At 37.1% G+C, this 14,000-nt stretch carries 15 protein-coding genes; 14 read left to right on the forward strand and 1 reads right to left on the reverse strand.

Going from position 1 to position 14,000, the window contains the following annotated elements:
* Window positions 1-7: 7 nt before the first annotated feature.
* The 5 genes from ACSVI6_RS04055 to ACSVI6_RS04075 all read left to right on the forward strand — a co-directional run bounded on the left by ACSVI6_RS04055 (window position 8) and on the right by ACSVI6_RS04075 (window position 5,149).
* A complete protein-coding gene (locus ACSVI6_RS04055) occupies window positions 8-895 on the forward strand; it encodes a YitT family protein (protein WP_491716199.1) in 888 nt (295 codons plus the stop codon).
* Between the two features lie 127 nt (window positions 896-1,022).
* Window positions 1,023-2,177, forward strand: coding sequence for a CDP-glycerol glycerophosphotransferase family protein (locus ACSVI6_RS04060; RefSeq protein ID WP_491716200.1), 1,155 nt, complete (start codon window positions 1,023-1,025; stop codon window positions 2,175-2,177).
* 15 nt (window positions 2,178-2,192) lie between these two features.
* On the forward strand, window positions 2,193-3,002 hold the full coding sequence (locus ACSVI6_RS04065) for an ABC transporter permease (RefSeq protein ID WP_491716201.1): 810 nt from the start codon (window positions 2,193-2,195) through the stop codon (window positions 3,000-3,002).
* Window positions 3,003-3,018: 16 nt separating this feature from the next.
* Window positions 3,019-4,242, forward strand: a complete 1,224-nt coding sequence (locus ACSVI6_RS04070; protein WP_491720501.1) for a CDP-glycerol glycerophosphotransferase family protein — start codon at window positions 3,019-3,021, stop codon at window positions 4,240-4,242.
* On the forward strand, window positions 4,235-5,149 hold the full coding sequence (locus ACSVI6_RS04075; protein ID WP_491720502.1) for a deoxyribonuclease IV: 915 nt from the start codon (window positions 4,235-4,237) through the stop codon (window positions 5,147-5,149). Before ACSVI6_RS04070 ends, ACSVI6_RS04075 begins: the two co-directional genes overlap by 8 nt.
* A 55-nt stretch (window positions 5,150-5,204) precedes the next feature.
* On the opposite strand, the gene ACSVI6_RS04080 is transcribed toward ACSVI6_RS04075, so the two are convergent.
* Window positions 5,205-6,023, reverse strand: a complete 819-nt coding sequence (locus tag ACSVI6_RS04080; RefSeq protein WP_491716204.1) for a pyruvate, water dikinase regulatory protein — start codon at window positions 6,021-6,023, stop codon at window positions 5,205-5,207.
* Window positions 6,024-6,190: 167 nt separating this feature from the next.
* Between ACSVI6_RS04080 and rpsU the strand changes: the two genes are divergently transcribed.
* The 9 genes from rpsU to glyS all read left to right on the forward strand — a co-directional run bounded on the left by rpsU (window position 6,191) and on the right by glyS (window position 13,861).
* The gene (gene rpsU, locus ACSVI6_RS04085) at window positions 6,191-6,382 is read left to right on the forward strand and encodes a 30S ribosomal protein S21 (protein ID WP_219054387.1); all 192 of its coding nucleotides are present in this window, start codon (window positions 6,191-6,193) and stop codon (window positions 6,380-6,382) included.
* Window positions 6,383-6,455: 73 nt separating this feature from the next.
* Window positions 6,456-6,899 carry a GatB/YqeY domain-containing protein gene (locus tag ACSVI6_RS04090; RefSeq protein ID WP_491716205.1) on the forward strand — a complete coding sequence of 148 codons (444 nt, stop codon included), beginning with the start codon at window positions 6,456-6,458 and terminating at the stop codon, window positions 6,897-6,899.
* 126 nt (window positions 6,900-7,025) lie between these two features.
* A complete protein-coding gene (locus tag ACSVI6_RS04095; RefSeq protein ID WP_491716206.1) occupies window positions 7,026-8,003 on the forward strand; it encodes a PhoH family protein in 978 nt (325 codons plus the stop codon).
* Between the two features lie 12 nt (window positions 8,004-8,015).
* On the forward strand, window positions 8,016-8,489 hold the full coding sequence (gene ybeY / locus ACSVI6_RS04100) for an rRNA maturation RNase YbeY (protein ID WP_491716207.1): 474 nt from the start codon (window positions 8,016-8,018) through the stop codon (window positions 8,487-8,489).
* A complete protein-coding gene (locus ACSVI6_RS04105; protein WP_491716208.1) occupies window positions 8,473-8,874 on the forward strand; it encodes a diacylglycerol kinase family protein in 402 nt (133 codons plus the stop codon). Before ybeY ends, ACSVI6_RS04105 begins: the two co-directional genes overlap by 17 nt.
* Before the next feature lie 6 nt (window positions 8,875-8,880).
* Window positions 8,881-9,786: a GTPase Era gene (gene era, locus ACSVI6_RS04110; protein WP_491716209.1), complete on the forward strand. Its 906-nt coding sequence runs from the start codon at window positions 8,881-8,883 to the stop codon at window positions 9,784-9,786.
* Between the two features lie 18 nt (window positions 9,787-9,804).
* Window positions 9,805-10,566 carry a DNA repair protein RecO gene (recO, locus tag ACSVI6_RS04115; protein WP_491720503.1) on the forward strand — a complete coding sequence of 254 codons (762 nt, stop codon included), beginning with the start codon at window positions 9,805-9,807 and terminating at the stop codon, window positions 10,564-10,566.
* A 288-nt stretch (window positions 10,567-10,854) separates the two neighbouring features.
* A complete protein-coding gene (gene glyQ, locus ACSVI6_RS04120) occupies window positions 10,855-11,781 on the forward strand; it encodes a glycine--tRNA ligase subunit alpha (protein ID WP_491716211.1) in 927 nt (308 codons plus the stop codon).
* Between the two features lies 1 nt (window position 11,782).
* Complete coding sequence (glyS, locus tag ACSVI6_RS04125; protein ID WP_491720504.1) at window positions 11,783-13,861, forward strand: glycine--tRNA ligase subunit beta; 2,079 nt, start codon at window positions 11,783-11,785, stop codon at window positions 13,859-13,861.
* The last annotated feature ends 139 nt before the right edge of the window (window positions 13,862-14,000 follow it).

The raw sequence follows: 14,000 nt of genomic DNA on the forward strand, positions 1-14,000 counted from the left end.
TTTAAAAATGTTAGGAACTGATGATGTAAGACTAATGTTTGAAAGGCATCAATTTTTAGCGAAGGCATCCATGGCCTTTTTTTATGCAATAACAGTCTCTGTAGCCATGAATTTCTTCTGGACACCAGGACATATTTATTCATCCGGATATACGGGGATTTCACAATTGATCGACACGCTTTCTAGTCGCTACCTGCCAATTACGATTCCTACTGCAGTTGGTTTATTTTTACTCAATATTCCAACATTTATTTTAGCTTGGAAACAAATTGGCCATCAATTTACGATTTTTACCGTGATTGCCGTTTTTTTAGCCAGTTTTATGATTAAAACCTTGCATCCAGTATATTTGACCAACGATCCAATTATTTGTGCGATTTTCGGGGGGATCGTAAATGGTTTTGGAACGGGACTATCCCTTAAAAACGGGATTTCGACCGGTGGACTTGATATCTTAGGGATCGTAATTCGCAGAAAAACGGGAAGAACGATTGGGAATGTTAATATCCTTTTTAATGTTTTCATTGTGATTGCAGCAGGATTAGCATATGGATGGCCATATGCTTTTTACTCCGCAATTGGTTTAGTGATTAATGCGAAAATGATTGATTTAACCTATACTAGACAGCAACTACTGCAGGTTATGATCGTAACGGAACGGCCTAAGAGCGTTACAGATAGTGTGCAAAATCATTTACGTCGTGGAATTACGATTGTTCATGGAGCTGAAGGAGCATATAACCATGACCAAAAGACAGTTTTATTTACCGTTATTTCGCGTTATGAAATGAATGAATTTGAAGAGGCGGTCGATGAGTCTGATTCCGATGCATTTACAACCATTTCGCCAATTGTAAAGATTATTGGTCGTTTCTGGGAACCTAAAATAAAATAAATTCAGTCAATTTGATTAAGCCCATAATTTCCGTAAATTTTAATGTTTGTTAAATTTAATTATGTTATAATATCCAATTGTATTGTCTTGCGCTTTTTATTTTTAAGGGAATGACGGTGACCTTGTGTTGAAAGTATTGTATTTATGGTTAATTCGATTAGTTTCATTATGTTTTTATTTTAAAAAGAAGAACAATGTTATTTACATAATGAGCTTTGATAATAACCTGCGATTAATTAAGCGAATGGCATCGGAGTTGCCTAGTGATCAGACGTTGATCGTTTTTTATGCACCTGATAATGAAGCTGGTGCAACCGACTTGGAGGCTTTTGGAATCGATACCTATCCATTTCGGAATGGTTTATCTTTTGTTTTTCGCTTACTTCCTATAATTATGGGTGCTAAGTTGATCTTTTGTGATAATTACTATCCGTTCTTAGGCGGATTGATTCATTCACCTAAGATGAAAATCATTCAATTGTGGCATGCGAATGGAGCAATTAAACAATTTGGTTGGGAAGATCCTAAAACAAGTCGTCGTAGTAAGTCTGATAAGAAAAGGTTTCAAGAGGTTTATAATCAATTTGATGAATACGTTGTTGCCTCTCAGACGATGGGGAGGGTATTCGAAGCCAGTTATCGAGTCCCATTTGAACGGATGAAAATGCTTGGCTATCCTCGATCGGATCGGTTGTTTAAATCAGATTGGCAAGAACAAGCACAAAGCCGCGTTTATTCTGTAGCACCAGAGTTAAGGGGTAAGCGAGTCATTTTATATGCACCTACCTATCGAGACGGAGTTGCATTTAATCCACCACAAGATTTAGCAGAGGCAATCACTGCTGACCCCCAAGCAGAGGTCGTAGTTAGGCTGCATCCACTCTTGAGGGCTACGGAAAAATTGTTTGCAGATACCAATAATCGCTCGGGAAATAATAGGATTCATTTTTATAATCAACTTTCGACGACCGATTTATTATCGGTCACCGATACCTTAGTTACTGATTATTCATCGGTGGCATTTGATTATAGTTTATTACCGAATGCCCATTCGATGTTATTCTTTATGTTTGACTTAGAAGAATATAAACAAAACCCGGGCCTCCAACCAGATCTTTTGAACTGGTTACCGAATGAACCAATTTTAACATCAGCTGACTTAGCAATTGCCATTAAACAAAATCGTAAGACCGATTTTACTAAGTTTAATCAACACTGGAATACTTATAATGATGGATTTGCAACTAAGCGTGTTTTAGAAAGATATATTGAAAATAGATAAGGAAGTGTCAACGTTTTGAAAGAAGTTGGAACGTTAATTAAGGAACAGCTTGGTAATATTGGAATTATGTTTAGAATTTCACGTTATCAAGATAAGTCTGACTACCAAAGTCATTATTTGGGACTAGTATGGGAATATCTCTATCCATTGATTCAAATTGCTATTTATTGGATGGTTTTTGGAATTGGTCTTAAGAAGGGAGCTTCTGAGGGCGTGGATTACCTTTCTTGGATGGTAATTGGAATCACCCCCTGGTTCTTTATGAACAGTGTGACCTTAGATGCCTCTAAAAGCATTTACCAACAAGTAGGAATGGTTTCTAAAATGAAGTTTCCCGTTAGTATCCTGCCATCAATTAAGATCATTAGTAATTTAAGTTCATTTTGGACGATGTTAGTTTTTTCTATCGTAATCGGTTTCTTTAAGGGTGGAATTACCCCTAATATCTATTGGTTCCAATGGATTTACTATTTCTTTGCAATGATTATGTGGTTAGTTGCTTTTGGAATCTTTAATTCGACCGTTTCGATTTTGGTTCGTGATTATCGAATTTTACTTCAATCCGTAATGAGAATGTTATTTTACATGTCTGGAGTGTTATTTAATTTCCAAACTAACGCTTTCCCACCAGCCTTCGTAAGGGTATTACAATTGAACCCATTCTTTTACATTGTTAATGGCTTTAGGGAATCAATGTTTTCAGAAGCATGGTTTTGGCAACACTCTACTTTAACGATTATTTTTTGGTTGTTCGTGGCCTTCTTCTTATTAGTTGGTTCCCATCTCCACTACAAGTTTAGATCCCACTTCGTTGACTTAATTTAATTATAGGAGGAATCAGATGCTTAATTCATTCATCAACAAAATGATTAAAATGGTTAAGGTCGTGATTCGTTATGGACTCATCGTTATTAACGATGGGTTTATTTGTTTGCCGATCAAAAAAGGCGTTGTTATTTTTGATAGCTTTAATGGTCGCGATATTAATGATAATCCAGCTGCGATTTATCAACAGTTGATTAGAGACGACACTAGCTTAATTCAGACGGCCTTTTTTGCCGTAAAACCAGCCAAATATGATGAATTGCATGCTCAATATCCAGAGATAAAACTACTGAAACGCTTTATGCCAAAGTGGATCTGGTATATGGCACGGGCTGAGTTTTGGGTTTTTAACTCCAGAATGCCTGCCTGGTGGCGCAAAAATAAACACACGATCTACATCCAAACTTGGCACGGGACGCCACTTAAAAAGTTGGGGGTGGATATTGATAATGTTGAGATGCCTGGAACAAACACTAAAAAGTATCACCAGCGTTTTGTTGCAGAAACGAAGCGTTGGGATTATCTGATTGCACCGAATCAATATTCTAAAGATATTTTTAAGCGGGCATTTCAATTTAAGAACCACTTTTTAGATATCGGTTATCCCCGTAATGACGTTTTATACTATGATAATAAGCAAACCGTAATCAACGAATTGAAAAAGACTTTGATTGGTGATGCTAATGCTCATGTAATCACCTATGCCCCAACTTGGCGTGATGATCAATACATCGCTCGGGGGCAGTATAAATTTGAGTTACCGTTTGATCTAAAACGCTTTTTTGCAACCGTTGATCAAAATACTATTTTGGTTATTCGCCCCCATTATTTAGTTAAGGACCATATTAATATTAAGGGGTTTGAGGATCGCGTTAGGATTTTAGCAGATTCGGATATTAGTTCAATCTACTTAATGACTGATTTATTGATTACGGATTATTCTTCGGTAATGTTTGATTTTGCGAACTTAAATAGACCAATGTTATTTTATAGTTATGATTTAAAACACTATCGAGATCAACTGCGCGGTTTTTATTTTGATTACCAAAGTGAATTGCCAGGGCCGTTAGTTACTGATCAAGATCAATTTTTTACTCGGTTGCAACAGTATGCAGAATGCGGTACGTTTAAAAATGAGTATGATAAAATGAAAGCGTTTAGGAAAAAATTTTGTAGCTGGGAATCAGCAGATTCTGCTGAAAAAGTTGTAAAAATAATAAGGGGCGAAATTTATGAATGATCAATTTTTAATTGGTTCACACGTTAGTATGAAGAGTCCAAAAATGTTTTTGGGTTCCGCTGAGGAAGCATTTGGTTATGGGGAAAATACGTTCATGGTATATACCGGGGCTCCCCAAAACACTAAAAGAAAACCAATCAGTGAGTTAAAGGCTGATGAGGGGAAGCAATATATGCAATCACATGGGATTGTTTCGGATGTGGTTCATGCACCATATATTATTAACCTAGCTAACACCGCTAAGATGCATAATTTTGAATTTGCGATTCAATTTTTGAAGCAAGAAATTAAGCGTTCAGAAGCAATTGGTGCTGAACAAATTGTTTTACATCCGGGCTCACATGTTGGTGCGGGAGCAGAAGTTGGAATTCAAAATATCATTAAGGGATTAAATGAAGTAATCGAACCCGATCAAAAGGCTCAAATTGCCCTTGAAACAATGGCCGGTAAGGGAACCGAAGTTGGTCGGACATTTGAAGAACTTGCCCAAATTATTGACGGGGTTCAATTAAATGAAAAATTATCAGTCACATTTGATACTTGTCATACTAACGATGCTGGATATGATGTTAAAAATGATTTTGATGGAGTTTTAAACCAGTTTGATAAGGTGATTGGAATAGACCGACTAAAAGTGGTTCATTTGAATGACTCTAAGAATGAAATGGGTAGTCACAAGGATCGTCATGAGGTGATTGGTCTTGGTACGATTGGCTTTGATGCCCTTGATTATATTGCTCACCATCCACAATTAACTAACGTTCCTAAAATTATGGAAACGCCAATGGTTAAGTCAGAAGATGGGACCCAAAAGTTCTCCCCCCATGGATATGAAGTTAAAATGCTTACTGAACATAAGTTTGATTCCAATTTAGTGGATGATATTTTAAATCAGAAGCCATTTTAAATTAAAAGTCGCAAATCAATGTTGATTTGCGACTTTTATTGATAACTAAGAAGCATTAATGTCGATTATTAGTATCTAGGTTGAGGCTCTCCATGATAATAGTAGCGGTCTCTTCAATCGATTTATTAAAAACGTTAATAATTAAACAGCCCAGCTTTTGGTATAAATCCTTAGCATATTGAAGTTCTGCCTTGATATTTTCAGGATCAGAATATGGAGTGTCAGGATTCAGTCCGTATGCAATCATTCTTGCTCGCCGAATTTTTTTAAGGGCCTTCGGGGTATTGGTCAGTCCAAAAATGCGATTGGGATCCACTTCCCAAATTTCTTTAGGCAGTTGTGTGTTCGGTGCGATGGGGACGTTAGCGACCTTTAAATTTTTATTTGCTAAGTAAAGGGAGAGCGGGGTCTTAGAAGTTCTTGATACTCCTAAAATTACTATGTCGGCCTTGGTTAGGTCACTAGGGTTTTTACCATCATCGTTAGCAACCGCAAATTCCATAGCGGCAATTCGATCGAAATATTTATCATTTAAATCGTGGACTAGTCCAGGCACTCGTACGGGAGTATCACCTGTTTTAGCACTAATGACGTTTAAAGAATTTTGTAAGCAATCGGAATTAAACAGGTCATTTTCAGCTGAAAAAGTTCTAATCATTCCACTAAGTTCATTGTTAACTAGTGTATGAAAAATAACGGCATTGTTTTCTAAAGCCATTTTAAGAATTCCTGCTAAAATAGATTTAGTCTGGATAAATGGGAATCTTTGGTAGTTAACCTCTACATCTGGAAATTGCGAAACGGTGATTCTAGCAACTGAAAAAGCAGTTTCACCGCTTGAATCTGAGATGATAAAAACGTTTATTTTTTTCATTGGAAACCTCCTATTAATATAAATTTATTCTAGCATATTTATCTTTTTTTTCAGAGTTATTGACTGTAAATTAATAGTTAGGTATAATTATTAAGAACTGCTACATTAGGAAATGATTTCATGATAGTAAGTAGTTGTATTTTGAGCTCGGAGGGAGGGATTTTCATATGTCAAAAACAGTCGTTCGTAAAAACGAATCTCTTGATGATGCTCTTCGTCGTTTCAAGCGTACCGTTTCAAAGAGTGGTACATTGCGTGAATACCGTAAGCGTGAATTCTACGAAAAACCTAGCGTAAAACGTAAATTAAAATCCGAAGCAGCAAGAAAACGCAATAGCAAAAAGCGTCGTAGCTTCTAATCTATAAAAACGTTCCTGTTGTTTCAGGAACGTTTTTTATTGCTTAAATATATTAATCAAAGGGATGAAAAATATGAGTTTGAATGATGAATTAACTACTGACTTAAAGAATGCAATGAAGGCTCACGATAAGGAAAGCCTCGGTGTAATTAGATTATTAAAGTCTGCTTTAACTAATGAAAAGGTTAAGTTAGGTCATGATCTAAATTCAGATGAAGAAACTGCCGTTGTAATGAAAGAATATAAACAACGGAAGGAATCAATCGAAGAATTTAAAAAGGGTAATCGTGATGACCTCGTTGCTGAACAAGAATCACAACTAAAGGTTTTGGATAAGTACGTTCCAGAACAAATGTCAGAAGACGAAATCAACCAAGTTGTTAAGGACACTATCGCAGCTGTTGGTGCGACTGGCAAGGGTGATTTTGGTAAGGTAATGGGCGCTGTAATGCCAAAGGTAAAGGGTAAGGCCGATGGTTCATTAGTTAACAAAGCCGTAAAAGAATTACTACAATAATTAATTAAAATTAATAGAGTGATAAATATTGCTCTATTGTACATACTTCAGGGGTATCTTCTTTTTTAATTGCATTTTTTATGCTAATATTTGGTTATTAAATCGTAACATAAGGGAGTTTATAATTTGATTGACAATAATGTTATAACTGATAGTTTCGTTTTAAGTAATTTAGACGATGAACCTGCATTATTAGGATCACAAAATAAATTTGTCACTTTATTAGAAGAGGGAATGGATGTCTCCATTAATGCTTTTGGGACTAAAATTAAAGTTTCTGGAGATTCCGAAAAAGTAAGAAATACATTAGCAATTTTAAAAAACATGGTTGATTTAATTCATGGTGGGATTGGATTAAATGATAGCGACTTTGTTAGTGCAATGAAAATGGCTAATAATGGCACGTTAGAGTACTTTAAGGATCTTTATAATCAAGTGTTGATTAAGGATATTAAAGGCAATCCAGTTCGCATTAAGAATTTTGGCCAAAGACAATATGTCCAATCGGTTCAGAGAAATGACGTTACGTTTGGGATTGGTCCAGCTGGAACGGGGAAGACATACTTAGCAGTTGTGATGGCTGTGGCTGCCCTAAAGAAGGGGACCGTTGAAAAAATTGTTTTGACGCGTCCAGCTGTTGAAGCTGGGGAGAGTTTAGGATTCTTACCTGGGGACTTAAAAGAAAAAGTGGACCCATACTTAAGGCCTATTTACGATGCTCTGTATTCAATTTTAGGGGCTGAGCATACTAATCGAATGCTTGAAAAGGGAATCATTGAAGTAGCTCCCCTTGCATACATGCGTGGTCGGACCCTCGATAATTCATTTGTTATTTTAGATGAAGCTCAAAATACGACCAGTGCACAAATGAAGATGTTTTTGACGCGGCTCGGCTTCGAATCTAAAATGATTGTTAATGGTGATATTTCACAAATTGATTTACCTAGACACACCACTAGTGGATTAGTGGAAGCCCAAAAAATATTACAGAACGTAAAGAGCATTAGATTCGTTGCTTTTTCTGCTGATGATGTTGTTAGACACCCTGTAGTTGCAAGAATTATTAACGCATATGAAAGTTTTGACAATACCAATAATAAATAGAGGACTGGATAGATGGATTTAGAAATTTATGATGATACCAAAGATGGTGCTAAGGATAAAGACATTCAATTAATTAAAGATGTTTTAGAATATGCGGGCAAATATTTAAAGCTTCGTGAAGATACTGAAATGTCAGTTACCTTGGTTAACAACGATCGGATTAGGGAAATTAATCGTGACTATCGGGGTGTAGATCGGGCGACTGATGTAATTAGTTTTGCGATTGAAGATGGTGATGAGACAATCAAGATGAGTCCCGAGATGGCTGCTGAAATTCCCGAAAATCTTGGCGATATCTTTGTTTCAGTCGATAAAGTAGCGGAACAAGCCGAATTTTTGGAACATTCCTATGATCGTGAACTAGGCTTTTTAGTGGTGCATGGATTTTTACACTTGAATGGATACGATCATATGCAGCCAGAAGACGAAGCGGTAATGTTTCCACTACAAAGAAAGATTATGGATTCATATGGGCTTAAAAGATAGTAAACAAGTTGGCAAAAACCACCATTTTTATCAATCTTTGTTTCATGCGTTAGCTGGTCTAAAGGTATTGGTAATTGCTGAGCGTAATTTTAGGGTTCATTTAATAAGTGCGGGTTTGGTTCTAATAGTTGCCAGACTTTTAAGGGCTTCTTTAAATGATTACCTATGGCTGTTTTTAGCAATTTTTACAGTATTGATCGCCGAGACAGTCAATTCAATCGTGGAGCGGATTATTGATTTATTAGTGGGTGATCACTACCATCAATTAGCGAAGGAAGCAAAAGATATTGCTGCTGGTGGAGTGTTATTAACTACGATATTAGCAATGATAATTGGAATAATGATTTTAATGCCGTTAGTAATTAAAATAATGCCATGGAGGTAATTATAAATGGATAATCCTAACTTTAAATCAGGATTCGTTGCAATCGTTGGCCGCCCAAATGTTGGTAAGTCAACTTTTTTAAATCGAGTAATTGGGCAAAAAATTGCAATCATGAGTGATAAGGCCCAAACAACTAGAAATAAAATTCAGGGTGTTTACACGACTGCGGATTCACAAATCGTATTTTTGGATACTCCTGGGGTTCAAAAGCCTAAGAGTCAATTAGGAAGCTTTATGGAAGATTCTGCAATGTCCGCCTTAAAGGATATTGATGCTGTTTTATTCATGGTCAGTGCTGTTGAAAAACGCGGTGCAGGTGATAATTTTATTATTAATCGCTTAAAAGATGTTAAAAAACCTATCTATTTAGTGATTAATAAGATTGATAGGGTAAATCCTAATGATTTACTACCGATAATGGATACTTATAAACGGGCTTTAGATTGGGCAGGGGTGTTTCCAATTTCTGCTTTACAGGGGAATAACGTTGATGAATTATTAACAGATTTAACCCAAAAGCTTCCCCAGGGACCACAATATTATCCTGCTGATCAAGTTACTGATCATCCTGAAAGATTTATCGTTGCTGAATTGATTCGTGAGAAAATTTTTCAATTAACACGGCAAGAAATTCCATATTCAGTTGCAATTGATGTTGAAAAAATTAGGGCAAATGAAGATGGCAAGGTTACGATTCAAGCTTCGATCATTTTAGATCATGATAGCCAAAAGGGAATTGTAATTGGTAAAAAGGGCTCAATGCTGAAAAAAATTGGGACTCTTGCCCGTAAAGATATCGAAGATCTATTGGGAAGTAAGGTTTATTTGGAACTTTGGGTTAAGATTCAACCAGGCTGGCGCGATAAAAGCTCTGTTCTAAAGGAATTAGGATATAAAAAGAAGGATTATTAATTATAGGGTGTGAGGCGAGTGCCAACTAAAAAGAATGTCGTGTTTAACGGAATATTACTTTATCGTAAGAATTATCGCGAAAATGATATGCTGGTTAAATTTTTTACTTATGAGTATGGCTTAAAAATGTTTCTAATTCGAAGGGGTCGGAAACAGGGGTTTAAAATGAGTGCGGATATTTTACCGTTTACTTATGGTCGTTATCAAGGCACAATTTCAGAGAACGGCTTATCATACATCAAGGAGCCATTAAAAACACACCACTATAATCAAATTAGTAGCGATATTGTTTTAAATGCTTATGCTACTTACAATATGAATTTAATTGATACCGCATTGCCAGAGGGGGATGTAAATCATTACTGGTTTCACCAGTTGTTTAATGCCTTAAGTTTAATTAACATGAAGATCGATCCCGCAATTGTTACCAATATTATTGAAATCCAATTGCTTGAATTATTTGGAGTACAGCCATGGTTAAAAGACTGCGTACTTTGTCATCGGAATGATTTACCATTGGATTATTCAGCTGCTTATAATGGTTTGCTATGTCAGCAACACTGGCATTTGGATCCTAGACGCTTTGGCTTATCTAGGCAAGCCATTTATTTGTTAAGCCAATTTGCCACCGTTGATTTAAATCAAGTCAAATCAATCGAAATTAAGCAGCCCATTAAGGACGAGTTAAGAAGATTATTAGATAGTATTTATGAAGATACGGTCGGCATTAAATTAAAGAGTAAGAAATTTTTAGATGAAATGATTCGAAGTGGGTTCTAAAAGATTGACTTTTTAATAGTTGTAAATTATTATAAAGTTAAATATATATCGGTGATGAAAAAAGAGGGTTATGGTTAATTCCGTTACAGTGAGGCTAGGGTTAGTGAGAGCTAGTCATGGATGATCATAATTTGGCGCTTTTGGAACTGAGCGAATATCAAGCAGCTAATCGACATTGATTAGAAGTAGGGTGGAACCGCGAACAAATCGTCCCTATGTAAATAACGAACTGTTATTTACATAGGCTTTTTTTATGCCATTTTTATTTTTATATAGGAGGAGTATTCAATGACTAAGAAATTGTCAATGCAAGAAATTATTTTAAAGCTTCAGCAATATTGGTCCAACCAAGGTTGTTTATTAATGCAGGCATATGATACCGAAAAAGGTGCTGGGACCATGAGTCCATACACTTTCTTACGGGCAATTGGACCAGAACCATGGAATGCTGCATACGTTGAACCATCTAGAAGACCAGCTGATGGACGGTATGGTGAAAATCCAAACCGATTATACCAACACCACCAATTTCAAGTATTAATGAAGCCATCTCCTGAAAATATTCAAGAATTATACTTAGATAGTTTAAAGGAACTCGGTATCAACCCCGTTGAACATGATATTCGATTCGTTGAAGATAACTGGGAAAACCCATCCATGGGATGTGCCGGTGTTGGTTGGGAAATCTGGCTCGACGGAATGGAAGTAACCCAATTTACTTACTTCCAAGTGGTTGGGGGTCAAGAAATGGATCCAGTTGCCGCTGAAATTACTTACGGGCTTGAAAGATTAGCTTCATACATCCAAGATGTGAACAACGTCTTTGAATTGGAATGGGGTTATGGCGTTAAGTATGGTGATATTTTCAAGGAACCAGAATTTGAACACTCCAAATATAGCTTTGAAGAAAGCAACCAAGAAATGTTATTGAACTTATTTAATACCTACGAAGAAGAAGCCCATAAACAAATTGCCAATGGCTTGGTGCATCCTGCCTATGATTACATTTTGAAGTGTAGCCATACCTTCAACCTTTTGGATGCTCGCGGGGCGGTTTCCGTTACTGAACGGGCTGGGTATCTCTCTAGAATTAGAAAAATGGCGCGTTCCGTTGCCAAAGCATTCATTGAAGAACGCCGTAAACTTGGTTTCCCATTGATCAAGGACGAAAAGAAACGACAAGAACTATTAAAAGATGACAAGGAGGACAAATAAGATGGCACACACTTATTTATTAGAAATTGGACTAGAAGAAATGCCTGCCCATGTCGTTACGCCTAGCATTAAACAATTGGTAAAACGGACTAGCGACTTTTTAGCAGAACAACGATTAAGTTATGATCAAATCAAACCATTTTCTACTCCCCGTCGCTTAACGCTCGAAATTACGGGCTTAGCAGATAAGCAAACTGATATTGATGAATCCGTAAAGGGCCCTGCTAAAAAAATTGCCCAAGATGCTGATGGTAATTGGACGAAGGCTGCGATCGGTTTTTCTAAGGGGCAAGGGGCTAATCCTGATGATATTGAATTCAAGGAAATCAAGGGTACTGAATATGTATTCATTGAAAAGCACATTGCTGGAAAGCCAGTTGCTGAAATTTTGCCCGCAATCAAATCCGTTATCACGAGCATGACTTTTCCAACGCGGATGAAGTGGAACGTTTATAATTTAGAATACATTCGTCCAATTCGGTGGTTAGTTTCCATTCTGGACAGCGAAATCGTCCCATTCTCAATCTTAGACGTTGCAGCTGGACGGACTAGTCGTGGGCATCGGTTCTTAGGTCATGATGTCGAATTAGCAAATGCTACTGATTACGAGGCAGCCCTTGAAAAGGAATTTGTGATCGTTGATGCTGCTAAGCGGAAGGCTAAGATTCAAGATCAAATTAAAGACCTTGCTGCCGACAAGGATTGGGACGTTAAGGTCAGCCCATCCCTACTAGAAGAGGTTAATAACTTGGTTGAATGGCCAACGACATTCGCTGGGAACTTTGACCGAAAGTATCTGACCATCCCAGATGAAGTCTTAATTACTTCAATGCGTGATAACCAACGGTTCTTCTACGTTGTCGATAACGCTGGTAAATTACTACCACACTTCGTTGCCGTGCGGAACGGAAACGATGTTGACATTCAAAACGTGATCAGTGGAAATGAAAAGGTATTGACGGCGCGGCTTGAAGATGCGATGTTCTTCTACCAAGAAGATCAAAAACATTCGATTGAATTTTTTGTTGACCGTCTTAAGCGGGTTAGTTTCCATGATAAGATTTCTACGATGTACGAAAAGATGGAAAGAGTGGCAATTATCGTTGCCCAAATTGCTAAATCGGTTGGGTTGAGTGACGAACAAACTGCTGATGCCAAGCGGGCAGCCCAAATCTACAAGTTTGACCTAGTGACCGAAATGGTTGGTGAATTCTCTGAACTACAAGGGGTAATGGGTGAAAAGTACGCATTGCTTAAGGGTGAAAAGCCTGCAGTTGCAACTGCGATTAGAGAACACTACATGCCAATTTCTTCTAACGGGGCCCTTCCACAAACTGCAGTGGGGGCGGCATTAGCGCTAGCTGATAAGTTCGATAGTATTATGACGTTCTTTGCTGCTGGGATGATTCCATCTGGTTCAAATGACCCATATGCATTGCGGAGACAAGCAATCGGGATCGTAAGAATCTTGAACGAATTTGGCTGGTCACTACCACTAGCAGACTCAATGGAATCATTCATTATTGACGAACAAAGAGCTGATAAGGCACCAGACCTCGATCAAAATGCTCAGATCAATGCGGTTGTTGACTTCATTAAGGATCGGACCATTAATTTACTTCAATCACAAGATTACCGTCATGACATCATTGATGCCGTTGTGAATGCCACTAATAATGACGTAATCTACATGCTTGATAGTGCTAAGGTGCTTGCTGAAAAATCCAAGGGTGAACACTTTAAGCAAATTGTAGAAGCACTTGGTCGGGTCGTTAAAATTTCTGCTAAGGCTAGCTTTAGTGATGAGGAAATTTCAATTGATCCGAAGTTATTCAGTAATGATTCTGAAAGCGCCCTTTTTGATGTTGTAAATAAGATTAAGGATCACTTCTTTGAACAAAAGCCATTGGCTGCTTATGAACAATTAGCTAGTTTAGCGGCTCCAATTGATGATTACTTTGAACAAACGATGGTCATGGATAAGGATGAAGCAGTTAAGAACAATCATTTGAAGCAAATGGTATTGATTTCTAATTTAATTAATTGGTTCAGCGCCGTTGATCAACTAATTGTAAAATAAATATCAATATGCTTTGGTTTTAAAATTAAATATGATAGTATAAACATAAGTGTTTATTGTATCGGATTAAAAGTCGCATCTTTATTTACGGAGGGTGCGACTTTTAAAACTTATATTGATTTTAAATGGGGTGATTAAT

The sequence above is a fragment of the Nicoliella sp. ESL1106 genome, from assembly GCF_058509965.1.